General features: G+C 59.2%; 17 protein-coding genes. 15 read left to right on the top strand and 2 right to left on the bottom strand.

Features of this window, described 5'->3' with window-relative positions:
* The 8 genes from BM222_RS38915 to BM222_RS38945 form a co-directional block, all read left to right on the top strand.
* Positions 1-1134, top strand: a 1134-nt coding sequence (locus BM222_RS38915) for an urea ABC transporter substrate-binding protein (protein ID WP_143106202.1), incomplete at its 5' end; no start/stop codon positions are given.
* A 54-nt stretch (positions 1135-1188) separates the two neighbouring features.
* On the top strand, positions 1189-2055 hold the full coding sequence (locus BM222_RS38920; protein WP_092239896.1) for an ABC transporter permease subunit: 867 nt from the start codon (positions 1189-1191) through the stop codon (positions 2053-2055).
* A gap of 8 nt (positions 2056-2063) precedes the next feature.
* A complete protein-coding gene (locus BM222_RS38925) occupies positions 2064-3971 on the top strand; it encodes an ABC transporter permease subunit (RefSeq protein WP_210188544.1) in 1908 nt (635 codons plus the stop codon).
* A gap of 49 nt (positions 3972-4020) precedes the next feature.
* Positions 4021-4662, top strand: coding sequence for an ABC transporter ATP-binding protein (locus BM222_RS38930; RefSeq protein WP_210188545.1), 642 nt, complete (start codon positions 4021-4023; stop codon positions 4660-4662).
* Between the two features lie 2 nt (positions 4663-4664).
* Positions 4665-4823, top strand: a complete 159-nt coding sequence (locus tag BM222_RS41655; protein WP_177243743.1) for a hypothetical protein — start codon at positions 4665-4667, stop codon at positions 4821-4823.
* 2 nt (positions 4824-4825) lie between these two features.
* Positions 4826-6175, top strand: coding sequence for an amidase (locus BM222_RS38935; protein ID WP_092239899.1), 1350 nt, complete (start codon positions 4826-4828; stop codon positions 6173-6175).
* Complete coding sequence (locus tag BM222_RS38940; protein ID WP_210188546.1) at positions 6172-7299, top strand: transporter substrate-binding domain-containing protein; 1128 nt, start codon at positions 6172-6174, stop codon at positions 7297-7299. Before BM222_RS38935 ends, BM222_RS38940 begins: the two co-directional genes overlap by 4 nt.
* 8 nt (positions 7300-7307) lie before the next feature.
* A complete protein-coding gene (locus BM222_RS38945) occupies positions 7308-7907 on the top strand; it encodes an ANTAR domain-containing response regulator (protein WP_092239911.1) in 600 nt (199 codons plus the stop codon).
* A 207-nt stretch (positions 7908-8114) separates the two neighbouring features.
* Here BM222_RS38945 and BM222_RS38950 read toward each other — a convergent pair whose 3' ends face one another.
* On the bottom strand, positions 8115-8615 hold the full coding sequence (locus BM222_RS38950; RefSeq protein WP_092239900.1) for a winged helix-turn-helix transcriptional regulator: 501 nt from the start codon (positions 8613-8615) through the stop codon (positions 8115-8117).
* A gap of 99 nt (positions 8616-8714) precedes the next feature.
* On the opposite strand from BM222_RS38950, the gene BM222_RS38955 reads away from it, so the two are divergent.
* The 7 genes from BM222_RS38955 (at position 8715) to BM222_RS38990 (ending at position 16871) form a co-directional block, all read left to right on the top strand.
* On the top strand, positions 8715-9641 hold the full coding sequence (locus BM222_RS38955) for a nitrilase family protein (RefSeq protein WP_092239901.1): 927 nt from the start codon (positions 8715-8717) through the stop codon (positions 9639-9641).
* Between the two features lie 87 nt (positions 9642-9728).
* Complete coding sequence (locus tag BM222_RS38960) at positions 9729-10121, top strand: tautomerase family protein (protein ID WP_092239902.1); 393 nt, start codon at positions 9729-9731, stop codon at positions 10119-10121.
* The gene (locus BM222_RS38965) at positions 10108-11475 is read left to right on the top strand and encodes an amidase (RefSeq protein ID WP_092239903.1); all 1368 of its coding nucleotides are present in this window, start codon (positions 10108-10110) and stop codon (positions 11473-11475) included. The genes BM222_RS38960 and BM222_RS38965 overlap by 14 nt, the downstream gene beginning before the upstream one ends.
* 1103 nt (positions 11476-12578) lie before the next feature.
* On the top strand, positions 12579-13544 hold the full coding sequence (locus BM222_RS38970) for an ABC transporter substrate-binding protein (RefSeq protein WP_092239904.1): 966 nt from the start codon (positions 12579-12581) through the stop codon (positions 13542-13544).
* 218 nt (positions 13545-13762) lie between these two features.
* Positions 13763-14755 (top strand): ABC transporter substrate-binding protein, encoded by a 993-nt coding sequence (locus BM222_RS38975; protein WP_177243744.1) that lies wholly within the window; start codon positions 13763-13765, stop codon positions 14753-14755.
* A gap of 666 nt (positions 14756-15421) precedes the next feature.
* Positions 15422-15772, top strand: coding sequence for a hypothetical protein (locus tag BM222_RS40740; protein WP_143106203.1), 351 nt, complete (start codon positions 15422-15424; stop codon positions 15770-15772).
* Positions 15773-15887: 115 nt separating this feature from the next.
* Positions 15888-16871 carry an ABC transporter substrate-binding protein gene (locus BM222_RS38990; RefSeq protein ID WP_177243745.1) on the top strand — a complete coding sequence of 328 codons (984 nt, stop codon included), beginning with the start codon at positions 15888-15890 and terminating at the stop codon, positions 16869-16871.
* Positions 16872-16981: 110 nt separating this feature from the next.
* Here BM222_RS38990 and BM222_RS38995 read toward each other — a convergent pair.
* Positions 16982-17347: FAD-dependent oxidoreductase (locus BM222_RS38995; RefSeq protein WP_143106204.1), on the bottom strand; the 366-nt coding region annotated here is incomplete at its 5' end.

Below are 17347 nucleotides of genomic sequence, written 5' to 3' on the forward strand. Positions count from 1 at the left end.
AAGATCGGTGCGATTTTTGACCTGACCGGCGGTCTCAATATCTACGGCATTCAGCAGAACAATGCGCTGAAGCTGGCCGTCGATACAATCAATGCCAATGGCGGTGTGCTCGGGAAGCCGATCGAGGTTGTCGGCTACGACGCGCAGTCGGAGCTAAGCAAGTATACGCAATACGCGAACACGGTGATCCTGCGGGATCGCGTGAGTGCACTGTTCGCCGGTCTCACCAGCTCGTCGCGCGAGGCGATCCGGCCGATCGTCCGCAAGGCCAACATCCCTTACTTCTATGGATCGCTCTACGAAGGCGGCGCCTGCGACAAGCAGACCTTCGTCACGGGGCCTTCCGCCTCGCAGCAATTGTCAGTGCTCATCGATTGGGCGGTGAGGAAATACGGCAAGCGAATCTACATCATGGCGCCCGATTACAATTTTGGGACGATCTCGGCGCACTGGGTCAAGGAATATGCGAAGAAGGCCAGCGCGGAAGTCGTGGGCGAGGACTTCCTGGCGCTGACGGTCACCGACTACGCGCCGACCATCCAGAAGATCCAGTCGGTCAGGCCGGACTTCGTCGTTGCGCTGCCGGTCGGCGCCAACCAGACCGGCTTCCTCGAGCAGTTCGCTGCCGCCGGCCTCAAGGACAGGATCGGCGTCGTCTCGACGAACTACGGCTCGGGCAACCAGCAAGTCGTCGTGTCGCCGGCCGCCGGCAAGGGCCTCATCGCGGACCAGGGCTATTTCCAGGTCGTCGATAATCCGACCAATGCCGGGTTCGTGAAGCTGTGGACCGCGAAGTACGGCAGCGACACGCCTATCATCTCGGAGGCGGTCGACATCTGGAACGCCGTGCATCTGTGGGCGGCGGCAGTCAACAAGGCCGGCACCGCTCAGGCCGCTCCGGTGATCGCGGCGCTCGAAAGCGGCCTGAGCTTCGAAGCGCCGAACGGCAGTGTGACGCTCGAGCCGAAGTCGCATCATCTGCGCCAGAACATCTACATCGTGGAAGGCGACGACAGGCACAGCTTCAAGGTCCTCGAGACTTTCAAGGATGTCGCGCCGGGCTACGAGAACGAGAAGTGCGACCTGATGGCGAACCCCACACTCGCCCAGCACTTTGCACCAGACAGCAAGTAGTAACCAGGCAGGGCGCGCCTCGATCAACGGCGCGCCCTTTGGAGGAAAGGAATCATGGAACTCGATTATCTGGCGACAGTGCTTCTGTCCTCGCTCTCAAGCGCCTCGATCCTCCTGATCGCGACGATCGGCCTTGCGGTCGTATTCGGCCTGATGGGGGTTATCAACCTCGCGCACGGCGAGTTCCTGATGATCGGGGCCTATGCAGCCCTGACGGCCACTCAACATGGCATTCCCTTTGTTCTAGCGATTCCGGTTGCCGTTCTTGTCACCATGGCCATCGGCGCGGCTGTCGAGGTGCTCATCATTCGGCGCCTCTATGGGCGCCTGTTTGACACGATGCTCGCGACCTGGGGTCTCAGTATCGCATTCTACCAGCTTGCGGTTCTGATTTTCGGTACGGTTACGCCTGGCATCGGCATGCCTCAGTTCAGCGTAAAGATCGGCAATTACAGCCTCGCAGGCTATCCGCTCCTGATGACCGGCGTGGCCGCGCTTGCGGCACTTTTCGTCTACGTCCTTATGACGCGCACGGTATACGGCATGAAGGCTCGCGCGGCGATTCAGATGCCGGAGATGGCACGCGCAATCGGCATTGAGTCGTACCGCGTCAATACGCTCACGTTTGCGATCGGATGCGGTCTTGCAGGTTTTGCTGGTGCCGTTCTGCTGCCAATTGTCCCGGCGACCCCTTCCATGGGTTTCGCCTTCGTCATCAAGGCGTTTCTCACGGTCGTGGTCGCCGGGCCGGTGACGTTGACCGGCAGCGTGCTGACGGCGATTGGTCTCGGCGGTGGCGCCTCCGTGACGGCAAGCTTCCTGACTTCGGTCGCGGGCGACGCTTTCTTCTTTCTGATCACCGCATTCCTCCTCTGGCTCTATCCGCTCGGGATTACGGCCAACTGGCGCAGCAAGATGTGAGACGTGCTATGAATCTGTCTGTAAAGGATCACGGCATTTCGGCCTTGGCCTTACCCGCTCAAGATCGCGGCAAGGTGGCGCAAGAGGTGAGTCGCGCTATGAGCCTGTCGGAAAAGCTCTACCAGCGCGCCGGCCTGATCTTCCCGATTCTGGCAACCGGCGGAGCGCTTGCAGCGGCGAGCTTCATCGATCCCTATCTCGCGTATGTCGCCACATCCTGGGTGATCTTTGGATTGCTCGGCCTCAGCCTCGATCTCGTCTGGGGGCGAGGCGGCCTTCTGTCCCTCGGACAAACGGCCTTCTATGGCCTTGGAGGCTATGTCGGCAGCATTCTTGCGATCAACATGGCGCCGCTGACAGGCGATACGCTGGTCTGGAGCCTTCCCGCTGGCGCGGCCTTCGGCGCTGCCAGCGCGGCTGCGCTCGGTGCGATCATCTTCCTTGCGCGAATGGGACCATTGCAGGCGACGATCCTTTCCTACACTTTCACGCTGCTGTTGTGGTCGCTGACGCAATCCTTCAAGGTGACGTTCGGACAGGCGGTGGTCGGCGGCGACAATGGCCTCTCGAACATCCCGGGTGTGGTCCTCGGATTCGGGCAAGGGACGGAAGCACTCGGGCCGGTCGAAGTATTCGTCACGGTCGTCATCGTGTCGGCTGCCATTTACTTCCTGTGCTGGTGGTTGATGAACGGCACGTTCGGTCGCGTGATCGACTGCATTCGCATCGACCCGCAGAAGACGGAACTTCTCGGCTACGATATTCGCAAATACCAGGTCGCCATTTTTTCGCTCGCAGGAGCGATCGCCGGCCTCGCGGGCGCGATGTTCGGGGCTTGGGCGAATTACCTCAACCCCTCTGTTTTCTCGGTTCAGGAGGCGCTCCTTGTACCAATCTATGTTCTGGTCGGTGGTCTCGGTACGCTGGCGGGCGCCTTTGTCGGTGCATTCGCGATCGGCGGCCTGTCCTACTATCTGGGCGGCGGGGCCGTTGGCGGCCAGACGACGCTGATCCTCGGCGTCGTCCTGATTTTGCTTGTTCTCTTCCTGAAGAACGGGCTGGTAGGCGCAATGGGCGAGCTCTGGCGGAGGACGCTTCCAGACCCGAATGCAGCAGCGCGGGATGCTGGCCCCGTGTCGATTGATCCCGAGGTGCTGGAAGGCATTCTTGTTGAAGCCGCGGAGCGGGCAGGGCCGGCGAAGCGTCTTGCGACCGTCGCTCTCTATAAGCGCTTCGGTGGCGTCATCCCCGTCAACAAGGTAACGCGCACCTTCGAACCCGGGCGGCCGTATTCGCTGATTGGGCCCAACGGCGCGGGGAAAAGTTCGTACCTGAAGGCCTGCGTCGGCATCTACATGCCCGAGGCCGGATCAGTGACGGTCGGCGAGAGCGATGCGACGAATGCGCCGATCTTCGAGCGTGTCCACCAGGGTGTCGGCGTGAAGAACCAGAAGCCACAGGTCTTCGGCGAGCTGACAGTCCTCGAAAACCTCTCGATTGCGGCCTTTGCACGCACCGGCAACACGCAGGCAGCGCTCGATGTCAGCCGCAAGATCCTCGCCATGTCGGGTTTCGAGCGGCAGGCGAAAGTCCAGGCTTCGGCGCTATCGCACGGGCAGCAGCAGTGGCTCGACATCGGCATGGTGCTGTGTCTCGCTCCGCGCATCGTACTGCTCGACGAACCGGCGGCAGGTATGACGAACGAGGAAACACGCGAGCTCTCGGCTCTCGTACGTACGCTCGCACGGCATACGACCGTGATTGTGGTGGAACACGATATGGAGTTCGTCAGGACACTCGAAGGTCACGTGACAGTGCTCCACCAGGGCCGGGTCTTTGCCGAAGGCGACATTGCCGCACTGCGCGCGGACGACCGCGTTCTCGACATCTATCTCGGGAGGCGCGAGCATGTTTAGGATTGTCAACGCGACCGGCGGATACGGGAAGACTGTCATCATCCGCGACGTGTCGATCGCGGTGGACAGGGCCGAGATCGTCGCGCTGTTGGGACGCAACGGCGTTGGGAAATCCACGCTGATGCGCTTTGCGATGGCCTTGACTCCGGCTTTCTCTGGCCATGTCGAAATCGATGGCCACAACGCTCCCGAAGCGCCGGCGAGGCGCGCGAAGGCGGGCGTCGGCTATGTCCCGCAAGGCCGGTATGTCTTCCCCAGGATGACGGTCACCGAGAATATAGCGGTCGCTGCCGAAGCCAATGGCCACAGCGGTCGACCGGCAGTGGAAGCCGCCTTGCGAGACTTTCCGATGCTCCGCCCGAAGGCAGATGATCTTGCCGGCGGCCTGTCTGGCGGGCAGCAACAGGTGCTTGCTCTTGCCCGAGCCCTTGCGACAAGGCCGAAAATTTTGCTCCTCGACGAGCCAACCGAGGGCGTCCAGCCGTCCATTATCGACGAGATGGCCGGTATCCTGAAGCGCATCAATCGCGAGCGCGGGGTCGCCATTCTGGTCGCAGAACAGGATCTTGATTTTTGCCTTTCGATCGCAACACGCGCCTACGTCATGGAGAAGGGCAGCGTGCGGCTTGAGACTGACCGCGAGAGTCTGCGGACCAACAAGGAACTACAGCAACAGCTGCTCGGAGTATGACGATGCACAAGATGCCCGACCCATCAGGATTAAGCGAGGAACAGCTGAGGCAGGTTACTGCCACCCTGCAGCGCATCCGTGAAGGCCTCGTTTGCGACAATCGCCTGATCGCGCCCGAACCGTCCCACCTCTTCACTCCCCGGATCCAGGATGCGATTTAGCCGTGATACAGACCCTTACCCAACAGATCGAGGCACTTGCGTGCGGCCTCAACTCGTCCTCGGAACTCGCCGGCAGTGCCCTCCAGCAGGCCGCACGTCACCCCGAACTTAATGCTTTCGTTGCCCTGGATGCCGACCATGTGATGCGGCAAGCAGGAGCGGCGGATGAGCGGCGGCGGCAGGGCAGGGCTATGAGCCCGATCGACGGAGTACCGATCGCTATCAAGGATAACTACCTGACAGAAGACTATCCCACTACCGCATGTTCCAACGCATTGCCGCTCGAGCGCCTGGGGCTTGACGCCACAATCGTTGCAAATCTTCGCAAGGCGGGGGCAGTCATATTTGCGAAGACCAACATGCATGAATGGGCATATGGCGCGACAAACTCAACTTCGAGTTTTGGCGCGACCCGAAATCCTCGCAATATTGACCACATTACCGGAGGCAGCAGCGGCGGCTCCGGTGCTGCAGTCGCGGCCGGCATCGTGGCAGCTGCACTCGGCAGCGACACCGGGGGCTCGATTCGAATCCCGTCCAGCGCCTGTGGCGTCTACGGGTTCAAGCCAAGTTATGGCCGTGCCTCACGCCATGGCGTCCTTCCACTCAGTTGGTCCCTCGATGCCCCAGGGCCGATCACGGCGGCGCTCGACGACATCATCCACCTCATGCCGTTCATCTGCGGAGAGGATCGGAACGATCCCGCCACATTGCACTCTCCAGCTTTCGGACGAGTCGGGCCCGTTGACAAGCCAAGCCTGATCAATCTGGTCGGCGACGGTTTGGAACGCTCGGACGACGTCGATCGAGGCCTTTTGTCGGCGCTTCGACGCTCGGGCGCAGACGTTGCGAATCGCGATCTGGAGGGAGTGTCGACCTGCTTCGCCGCATGGGAAGCGATCTTGCATTGCGAAGCCTCCTCATACCATGCCGAACTGCTCGCCCGGAATCCATCAGGCTTCACAGCCGTGACACGTGCGCATCTCGAGGCCGGAACCCGGATCTCAGGCGTCGAGCTGTTGAAAGCGCAACGAATTCGTGGCCAACTGACCACGCAATTGAACGGACTCGGCGATTGGGATGCGCTCGTACTTCCGACCCTGCCGGTCGTCGCTCCGCGGATCGGGGATGGCTGGCAGAGCTTTGGCGGCCGGCGAGTTACGACGCAGGACAGCATGACCTGGTTCTGTTGGCTGGGAAACCTCGCTGGGCTTCCATGCATTTCCATCCCCTGCGGGAGTTCGCCCGAAGGGCTCCCTATCGGCATGATGCTGATGGGACGGTATGGTCAGGACGAACGTCTTCTGGCCATCGCACGCTGGATGGACCGGCGGATCAACGCGGACGCATGATGATGGACAGAGGGACGGTCAAACTTGGCGTGCTCTTCTCACAGACAGGACCGATGGCTGTGACGGAGAATGCGCATATTGAAGGCGTTCTGATCGCCTGTGATGAGATCAACAGAAGGGGTGGAATCGATGGTCGCCGTCTCGAGCCGGTGATCGTCAATCCCGCCGGCGATGACCGGCGATATGAGGAATTGGCAACTGACCTCCTGCTTCGGCAGCGCGTCAGCGCGATCATCGGCTGCTGCCTGTCGACCAGCCGAAAGAGGGTCTTGCCCGTGGTCGAGCGCTACAATGGCGTGCTGCTCTACCCATCTGTCTACGAGGGCTTCGAATATTCACCGAATGTGCTTTACGGAGGTGCCGTTCCGAACCAGGTGATTGTCCCGCTGCTTGAGTATCTATTCACCCATTGCGGGAAGGACATCGGCCTTATCGGCTCCGATACCCTGTATGCGCGCGAGATCAACCGCCTCGTCAAGGAATTTCTCACGGAAAGCGGCGGCAGGGCCGTTGGTGAGATTTACCTTCCTTTTGCGACCACAAAGGGACGTTTCGAGCCATCCCTTGAGCACCTCGTCGCGAGGGAACCGCAGGCCATTATTTCGACGGTAGTTGGCGAGGATACCGTCTCCCTGTACGAGGCCTTCAGCATGGTCCAGAAAGGAGGCAACGTTCCAATCGCGTCGCTGACCACAACGGAATCAGAACTGAGCCGCATGTCGCCTGAGGCGCGTGCGGGGCATCTATCGGCGTTGACCTATTTTGGTTCGCTGAACACTCCGCAGAATCTGGAATTCGTAGCTGCCTATCAAAAGCGATATGGCCTGGACAAAGTGCCCGGAGTCTATACCGAGGTCTGCTATGTGCTCGTCCACATGTTTGCTGATGCGGTCCGGCAGGCCGGAGACTCCGATAGCGAGTCCATTCTGCCAATCCTTTCCGGCGCCGTGTTCAAGGGACCTGCAGGAGACAAGGCGATCGACCTCGACAATAATCATTTCGTGCTGCGGCCGATGATCGGCCGGGCCTCCGAGAAAGGTGACTTTGAGATTGTGTGGAAGAGCCCGGGGGTAGTTCGACCTGATCCCTATCTGGTCTCGTACGACCGTTCCCTAGTTGCGTGATGCTCGAGATGACCGATCGCATTTCGCTGAAGGACGAAGATCTGCTTCGGCGGTTGCGTCGGATGCGTGTTCTCGTAATCCATCCGGACGACGAGGAGCGCACGCTGTTTCTCGCTCATATCAAACGTATCGGTTGCCAGGTTGAAGGTGTCTGGCCCGCGCCCGAGGCATTGCCCCCCTATGTAGATGTCGTCCTGTTCCTCGTGAACCCGAGCCGCGATACCAAGACCCCGGGCTGGATGACCAAGTGCGACGCCGTTGCACGAATCGGCATCATCGCATTCGAGACACCGGAGATACTCAGTGAACTCCATAGTCTGAATGTTCACGGCGTAATCTCCAAACCAATCCGGATCTTCGGTATCCTGGCAGCACTCACGACAGCTGTCAGTCTCGCCAGCCATGAGGCGCGCCTGAAACAACGGATCAAGTCACTGGATGAGACCCTGAAAGCTCGGCGAAAAATCGAGAGAGCCGTCGAGATTCTCACCACCACACGCAATATCTCGGAAGAGGAAGCCTATCGCCGACTGCGGGAGAAGGCGATGAACTCGAACACAACGATCGCATCGGTGGCAGACGCAATCATCGCATCGAGCGACATTTAGGCGCTTGGTCGATGACTTAAAGTCGAATTCGATTATTGGCGGCAGCCGGCCAGAAACGAGCCGAAAGGACCCGCCTCTGGCCGAGAGGCCGGGCCCTCGTGCCTGGCGCAAAGTCTTGCTTCAGGAGCCTCGTGACGTTGTGCGCACCGATCTTCTGCGACATTCGCGCGCGATGGAGTACGCTCCCGTGACATGACTTCAGCTTGATCAGCGCTCTGCAGTACGGAGCACTCCGGCCTTCCGCGGCGCGCGGGAGTCGTCCAGGTCTGCTGCCTTACGGACGAAAGTCATGGACGAGTCGAGCTCCTTGCCATCCCGCCCTTGTAGCGCGAGCCTCGGGACACGTTTGCCGCTCGCTGTCTCCATCAGGGTCGAGCGACGTTCCGTCTTGCCGAAGCAGTGGTCCTCGGCCCATTGCCGCAGGCTTACGGTTACCAGAAAGAGGTCCCGGCCTTTTTTCGTCAACACATACTCCTGGTAGCCGCCTTCGTCGGAGATCGGCGCCGTCTGGAGAACGTCGATCGCGACCAGATGTTTGAGGCGCGCCGTCAGAATGCCCTTCGAGATGCCGAGGCTCTTCTGGAATTCACTAAATCGCCGCATCCCGTCGAACGCGTCGCGGATGATCAGCAAGGACCACCAGTCACCAATTTCGTCCAAAGCCCTTGCCACTGGACATTCCACCCGCCCCAAGCTCGTTCTCTTCATGCTCGCTCGCAAATTCGTAACTGGTTCTAAAATAGGACTAGACAAGCGTTCGCGCAAGTGGTTCGATAATCGAACCAATCGACATCGGAGTATCGACATATGACAACTGCAACTGCCGGGTCCCCCGAACGGGACGCTGCGATCAAGCGCAAGAGTGCCGCACGAGTAGCGGTCGTCCAGTTCAATCCACAGGTAGGCCTGGAAAATCTGGAGGCGAACGAGGCTGCCGTTCGCAAGCGCCTGCAGAAGGCGGTTTCGGATGGCGCAAACCTGATCGTGCTCCCGGAATTAGCGACTACAGGCTACTGTTTCGAGTCGCGTGCCGAAGCCTTTGCTCATGCCGAGCCGGTACCTGAAGGACGGACAATTCGGGGCTGGGAGGCTTTCGCCAAACAGCATCAGGTCTACGTCGTCGGCTGCCTGCCCGAACTGGAGGGCTATCAGCTATTCGACACGGCGGTGCTGGTCGGGCCGGAGGGTTACATCGGCAAATATCGCAAGACCCATCTCTGGAATGAGGAAAAACTGTTTTTCACACCAGGCAATCTGGGCTTTCCGGTTTTCGAGACGCGGATCGGCAGGATCGGGCTCTTGGTATGCTGGGACATCTGGTTTCCGGAGGCTGCGCGCATCGTGAGCCAGCTGGGCGCCGATATTATTTGCATTCCCACCGGCTGGGTTTGGACTCCGCCGCCGCTCTATGACGCAAGCGGTACCTGCATGGCGGCGTATCTCACCATGACGGCGGCCCATGCGAACAACGTCTTTATCGCAACCGCGGACCGGATCGGCACCGAACGCGGCGCGGGCTTTATGGGAAATTCTCTGATCGCAGGGACTAATGGCTGGCCAATTGGCCGGATAGCCGGGCCTGACGAGGATACGATTTTGTACGCAGATATCGATGTCGTCGAGGCGCGGACAGCGCCGATCTGGAACAAGCTCAACGACCTGATGCGGGACCGTCGTACGGATCTGTACGATCAGTTGCTCGGCTTCCGTGGAGCCCCGGCGCTTCCTCGATAGCTACGGATACCAGCCGGCGCGCGGTGAAACCTTCGCGTGCCACGGCTCTCGAATCCTAGCGTTTTGCCAGCACTGAAGAGGTGAAGGATGCCCTATCTGCAAATCGACGTGCCGATCCGTTACCCGAGGGACCAGAAACAGCGCCTCGCCAAGCGATTTGGCGAAATCTATGCCGATATCATGCACGCGAATATCCGGCGGATCTCGGTGGCTGTTCGCGAGCTTCACGACGGCGGAATCTGGCGCTGCACGGAAGGCGATCCCTACGAGGCGGCCCTTCTGATGTGTGATATCCGGAAAGGACGCCCGCCTGAGCAACGGGAACGGCTGGCACGCGCGCTCGTCAATGCGTGCGTAGAGATACTGGAGTTGCGGACTGATCAGGTGAACGTTGAGTTCACGCAACATTCCGGCGACGAAATGTTCCACCCGCTGCTCGGCGGCCTCAGCGAGGAGTGGTCCGCCAATGAAGCGCGCTGAACAACTGAACGAACTGCCATCCGGCGCGTCGGAAATTCGAACACTGGGGGCTGCCTTGTCCGCGGGACAGGCCAGCAGTATCGGTCTCGTGGACGATTGCCTAGGTCGCATCAATGATCCAGCAGGCGAGGGCGCCAGGACATTCATCAAGGTCTGGCACCAGGAGGCGCGGCTTGCCGCAGCCGCTTTTGACGATTCGGAAAGGGCTGGAGAGGCTTGCTCGCCGGTCGCGGGACTCCCAATTTCAGTGAAGGACCTATTCGACGTCAAAGACGAGGTCACGCTGGCCGGCGCCAGGGCACGGGACGACTCTCCGCCCGCTCCGTGCGACGCCCCTGTAATTAGCAGACTTAGATCAGCAGGCGCGGTCTTGATCGGGCGCACGAACATGACGCAGTTTGCCTATTCGGCGGTTGGGTTGAACCCGCACTTTGGCACCCCCGGCAATCCGTGGGACCGCGCGCGTACGCCAGGAGGATCTTCGTCAGGAGCTGCGGTTTCGGTCGCCGATCGTATGGCCGTTGCAGCTATCGGATCGGATACCGTCGGATCTATCCGGGTGCCGGCTGCCTTCTGTGGAGTGGTAGGCTTCAAGCCGACCCAGCGTCGCGTGCCTCGAGACGGCGCGATTCCGTTATCGATGACCCTGGACACGGTCGGACCGCTGGCGCGCTCGGTCGAAGATTGCGCGTTAGTGTTCGGCGTTATTGCCGGTGAAGAGCCGGCGCCTACAGACGGCTGTGATCTCTCCAGCCTCCGGCTCGCAATTCCCAAGGGAAAGATGCTGGAGGGGCTCGATTCGGAGGTAGCGGGCGCTTTCACGCGCGCCTGTAACATGGCATCCCGAGCAGGTGCCAAAATTCTCGAGATCGATGTGCCGCAGCTCGAAGCATTCTTGGCACTGAATCCGAACGCAACAATCCAGGCAGTCGAGGCGATGGTCTGGCACCGCAATCTGATCGGCCGAAGGGGCGCCGAGTACGACCCGAATGTGAGGGCTCGCATCGAGGCCGGCGACCGCATCGCAGCGACAGCATACGTTGACTGTCTGATGCGTCGCGGACCGCTGACTCACGAGCTCGGTCGCCTGACTGCGTGCTTCGATGCCATGATCATGCCAACCGTCCCGATCATCGCCCCGTCGATTGAGGCTTGCATGCGCGATGAAAGTAGCATCCGCGCGCAACTCATCAGGAATACGTCCCCATTCAATTATTTCGATCGTCCTGCGATAAGTATCCCGATCCAGGAGCCGGGAAGCGCCCCGGTCGGCTTGATGCTCGTCGGGGGTCACGATGAGGACTGGAAACTGCTAGCGGTAGCTCGTGCTTTCGAAACCGGGAGCAGAGGATGAGTATTGAACGTCAACCGGGTGCTCCTCCGAAGCTGGGTTGAGGTTTGAGTGCGATCCTGCTTTCGCAGGCAGGGCGTTGCTGCGCGTTGTGGCGTCCAGAAAGATGGAAGCTGGTCCGAAGGTGTCGACGACTGCAGCTCTGGCGCAAACCGGATCATAGATGGCCTGTCCGAGTGACTGCTGACGGTATTGGCTCGAAGTGGGCGAAAGCCCGGAAGGAGGCCGCTTCAAGTTGGTGTACGTCTACTGCGTAGATTGATTCCGATACTTGCTGAAGGTGCGAACTCTCAGAGCCTCGCAAATTTTCCTGTGAACTCAAGACCAAAAAATTCGGGCGGGTATACCGTCGGGATTTGTCCGTCAGAGCTAACAATTTGTGCTTGCAAAACAACGACGAAACATCGTTCGAAATGACTAGAGTGGGAGTAGCGCGGCTGCTGCTATCGCGCAGTGTCGCGTATTCTTGGTCGTGTTGTCCCTTTCGCGTTATCTGACTGAAGTTGTGAACTTGACTTAATCCCGGTAGGGATCGGGAATCCAATGTGTTTAGTCTGACGGAGTATTGCAGCGTGCTTGATCGTACAGAAGAGCTGGGTGTCCAAAGCTCCAGCTCCGGGGCCCTCCAAGTCTAGTGCAAAGCAGAGAGACTGTTGCTGATCACCGCTCCTCCAAACTTAAGCGCTTAATTTGTTGATCCAGTATGGCGGAAATTGGATCTCCGATCGTCGCAGCTACGGTTGTCAGCTACGTTTGCGTCTTGACTAGGGCTGTATCTCATACCCCTGGTTTGCTCGCGAGAAGGCCTGATTTTCGTGGCCCAGCTAGGTCCGCTATAGACAGAGCAGACGTGCATCCCAACTGATTTCGAGTCGGCAACTGACTTCGCTTCCCGTTAGGGCGTTGCGGCGAGAAGTCCGAGGTCGGGGGTAAAGCGGAAGTGCCCCGCGGCTGGTCAAATCGACGCTGTTGACCCATTGCGGACCTTGCCTAGGGGGAGGATAATACGACCAAACAGAGAAAGCGATTGAGGTCGGTGCGTGGCTGGCAGCGGCTTGGCGCGGTCCGCTTAGAATAATCCGCTCCTGCAAAATGCGGGGGATGAAATGAGACGCCGCGATTTTATTTTGCTTCTTGGGACTTCCGCGATATGGGCGACCCAGTCGCGAGCGCAACAGCCGCTTCGGACGATCGCGCTCATTGGAAACTCGCCGGCGGCGTTTGGCCCCTGGCAAGCGGCTCTTGTTGAGCGACTGGGCCAGCTTGGCTGGATTGCCGGCCGCACGCTGCAGGTCGAGTATCGGTGGTCCGAAGGGCGCCGAGAGCGCGTCGTAGAGATTGCCGCAGAGCTAATCAGCAAGAGGGTTGACCTGATCTCAACCTACGGAGGCGCTGCGGTCGTAGTGAAACAGGCAACTGCTTCAATTCCGATTGTTTTCGTGCCTGCGGTTGACCCAGTTGCGGCTGGGCTGATTGTTGACTTCGCGCACCCTGGCAGCAACGTGACTGGAATATCGGTTCAACAAGCCGAAATCGGAAAAAAGCGGGTTGAGCTTCTTCGCCAAATCGTTCCAGGTCTCAGAACCTTAGCAATCCTGTTTGATGCAAACTACCCCCCAAGCTTGCGCGAAGCCGACAACGTTGAGGCTGCTACCGGCCAATTTGGAATCACGCTCCTCAGGCGGGGCATTCGTGTAGCTGCCGATCTCGAGCCTGCCTTTGACGCCTTCAAAAGCCAAGCTGATGCCGTTTATCTGGCGGATGCTGGCCTAGTAGATGGCAATCGCCCCCGCGTCGCTTCACTCGTGCTGGATACCAAGTTACCGACGACGGCCTCAATAAGCGAAACAGCTCGAGCCGGAGCGCTCATGTCCTATGGACCAAACTACCCGGATTTGTTCAGGCGCGCGGCCGAGGTCATTGACAAAATTTTGCGGGGCGCAAGCCCCGGGGACATCCCCGTCGAGCAACCGACCAGATTTTATCTCGTCATCAACCTCAAGAGCGCAAAGGCGATCGGTCTCACCGTTCCAAATGAGCTGCTCCTGCTCGCCGACGAAGTGGTCGAATAAGCAAGCTTAATGTCGGTTGTTGGTCCATCGCTGCCCCATCCGACGGCCGAGGATATGTCGGCTGTCAGGGGTGACCGGCCTGACTTAAACCAACCCAAACCGTTGCGATTGACCCAGCTTGGACATCGCGCTCAGGCCGGTCTCTTGCCTTCGCACGCGGACAAAAAATGATAGGCTTTATCTGTCGCACGCTTCAGTTCCAACTAGTGGAGACCAGCATGAGACGGCGCGATTTTTTAGCAGGATTATTGACGACCGGCGGAGCAGGCGCGGTCTGGGCGGCAGAGCCAAACCGTGTTTATCGGTTGGCGGTTTGCGAGGGCGCTGAAGTAACACACCCAATCGAAAATTGGGTTTGGTCGACCATGTTCACCCGTTTGGGGCAGCTTGGTTACACCGAAGGCAAAAACCTGGTGGTGGAGCGCTATAACTGTAATGGTCGGGCGGAAAATTATGCGGCGATTGCAGGCAAGATGGTGCAAACGCATCCCGATGTCATTGTGGTGAGCTTTAATCATCAGCTCATCGCGCAAGTTGCGAAGGCGACATCCACAATACCAATTGTAACTGCAATCGGATCTGTGGACTCCGGCATCGTTCGGAACATCAATCGTCCCGAGGGCAACATCACTGGTATCGTCTTTGACGCGGGGATCGAGATGCAGGGCAAGCACCTTGATCTTCTACGACAGGCTGTTCCTGCCGCATCGCGTGTTGCTTATCTCTCCAATCGTTATGATTGGGAAGGGGCATGGGGGCGCGCGGTTCAAGAGGCGGGTCGCAAATCAGGGATATCGATCACCGGCGTGACTGTGGAGGATTCCGCAGGGGAAGCGGAATACCGGCAGGCATTCGAGACGATGGCTCAGCAATCCACCGACGCACTTGTGATCAACGGGCTTTTTCCCAATTATCTTTACAGAGAGCTTATACTTGAACTAGCGCTGAAGCATCGGTTGCCTTCGATCAGTTGGTGGGCCGACCTCGTCCAAAACGGCCAAGCGCCTATTGCTTATACGGCCAACTTCCCTGATTTCCCCGAAAAGTTGGCAGACCTGACGGGTCAAACTCTTAGCGGCGCACGTGTTGCAGACATCCCGCTCGCCCAGCCGACAAAATTCATCCTCGCGATCAATCTTAAAACGGCAAAAGCGCTCGGAGTGGAGATTCCGCCTACGCTCACCGCTCAGGCTGATGCAGTCATCGAATAAAACGATGCTATGTCGCCTTCGGGCCCATCCGCGAAGTTGCGCCGTGTCTGTCGGAGGTCCGGTCATCGCGGTGGAGAGGACCAGATTTGCGAAGCGCCGGGAGACCGGCAAGGAGTAGAGAGTGCAAGTCTCTTACGATGAAGGAGTAGCGATCCACATCGGCCCCGAGTCATGCGCAGTTGCCCGCGAGGGTCTCGGCGAAGCGTTGACAGGGGGGCGCATAGGCCAGCCATCGAGCCGCGAAAGAGTCCTATTCCGGGTGCCGACGCCGTGCAAATGGCGGAAGGCAACACGTCCAGGCGCGTCATCGCGAGCGCCAGGACGACCCGGCGTGGTCAGAGACCCTGGCATGTGCAGACGCTCCTTGCATGGGAACCGGGAGATCTCGCGATCGACCGCTCGGCAACAGCCGCCGGTCCGCATCGGGAAGGCGAGGAGCCGAAGCCGATGATGCACGGTCGCGAGAAGTCAGACTCTGCCATAGTAGCTGTGAAGCCGACGAACAAAGCGGTCCCGACGGCAGCGGAGCCGGTGGGGCCAAGGGCGGGGGCCAAGGGGAACGCATCGGGGAGCATACCGGGCACTGCCATCCTTGTCAAAAGAACAACACGACGCGATCGCATGCGGGCAACGCTCAAGAGGGTCAAGGAGGAATTGCGACGGCGCATGCACGAACCTATCCCCGAGCAAGGGGCGTGGCTCAAGCAAGTGGTCAGAGGCTTCTTCGCGTACCATGCCGTGCCGACCAACGGCCGCGCACTGGGAGCATTCTATTATCATGTGACGCGCATCTGGTTGCGCACGCTGCGGCGGCGCGGCCAGAAGGACCGCTTCTCATGGCAACGAATGCACAGGTTAGCCGCCGACTGGCTCCCTCAACCGCGTATCCTTCACCCGTATCCGGACAAGCGTTTCGCCGTCATGCACCCAAGGTGGGAGCCTTTGCGGGAATTCCGCGTGCACGGATTTAGGCGGGGGGCGGTCAGCAATGACCGTCCCTACCGCGCTTCAACCTGAGTTCTTCGCATTTTGACCCCGAGCAGTCATTGGCCGCTCAGTTTTGTCGTGATGCAAAATGTGGCTCTCATTTGACGATGTGGTAGCGTGTTGGTCTCGCCTGGAGGAGGAGCGCATGAGACGACGCGATTTCATGACGCTGGTCGGGGGCGCGGCGACTGCGTGGCCGCTCGCGGCGCGCGCGCAGCAGGTAGGCAAGGTTTGGCGGGTCGGCATGCTGGACACGGCCAGCCGCGAGCTCAACTCGGCCAATATGGGCGTGTTTTTAGAAAAACTGCGGGAGTACGGATACGTCGAGGGGAAAAATTTGACAATCGACTACAGGTCAGCCGGTGGCCGCAACGAACGTTTGCCGGAATTAGTCGCGCAACTCATAGGACTCAATCCAGACGTTGTCGTCCTCAGGGGAACGCCCGAGGCCCTTGCTGTAAAGCAAGCCACCAGCACAATTCCAGTGGTGATGTCCGCTGTTGTCGATCCGGTAGGAATAGGAGTTGCCGCCTCTCTCCCCCATCCCGGCGGGAATTTCACCGGGATGAGCTCCGTTGTCTATGAACTAGAGGCGAAGCGATTGGGGATACTGAAGGAGGTTGTCCCAGGGATGAAGCGAATGGCGGTTCTGGGAGATCACTCAAACCCCGCATTCGAAATGGAATGGCAACAGGGGCAGATCGCCGCCCGATCACTAATGATCGACGCGATACTTTTCGATGTTCGAAGTGCAGCAGATGTTAGCCATGCTTTCGACGTAGCAGTTAGCGAAAAGCTTGACGCACTCCTAGTCAAGGTCGACGGAACAACTCGGCCCAATCGACAACTCATCATCGATCTGGCAGCGATACACAAGTTACCTGCGATTTACTCGGCGAGAGAGTTTGTCAACGCGGGAGGACTCTTTGCCTATGCTGTGAGCTATGTCGACCTTTATAGGCGGGCCGCAAGCCTCGTGGAGAAAGTCTTCAGGGGCGCAAAACCATCTGAGTTGCCTATCGAGGCGCCTACCAAATTTGAGCTGGTACTGAACCTCAACACCGCCAGGGCGCTTGGCCTCACGTTTCCGCCCGGCGTGCTAGCCATTGCCGACGACGTGATTGAATGAAGGCATGTTGCTGCGGCGCATGAGTCGGGAATTGGCCCATCTCGAAGTTACGCCCCGACTGCCCAGATTTGCTCAACCTGAGTTCTTCGCATTTTGACCCATTGCCGACGTCAGACCGCACCATAGAAGTGTCGATATTGCCAAGCGGCTTCCTTTTGCAATTGAGATTCAGACCACGACTGGTTCTGGAAGCGCATGACAGACATAGGTGAGAGATCGACGGGCGGCTTGCCAAGCATAATCCAACTCGCAAGTGCTTCTCCGAGCGTTGGCGAGATCGAAAGGCCGGCGACATTGCACCCGCTAGCAAAATAGAAGCCTGTTGCTCCGGGGGCTGGCCCGAGGACATGATGGCCGTCAGCGGTCATCGTCGGAATGCCGCCACGAAATTCCCGCACCTGAGCGGTTTCCAGGACTGGGAGTTGGTCCTTGACGTCAGTCGCGGCTGAACGAAGCACTTCGATGTCGAGCGGCAT

Source organism: Bradyrhizobium sp. Gha (assembly GCF_900113735.1).
Lineage (GTDB): Bacteria > Pseudomonadota > Alphaproteobacteria > Rhizobiales > Xanthobacteraceae > Bradyrhizobium.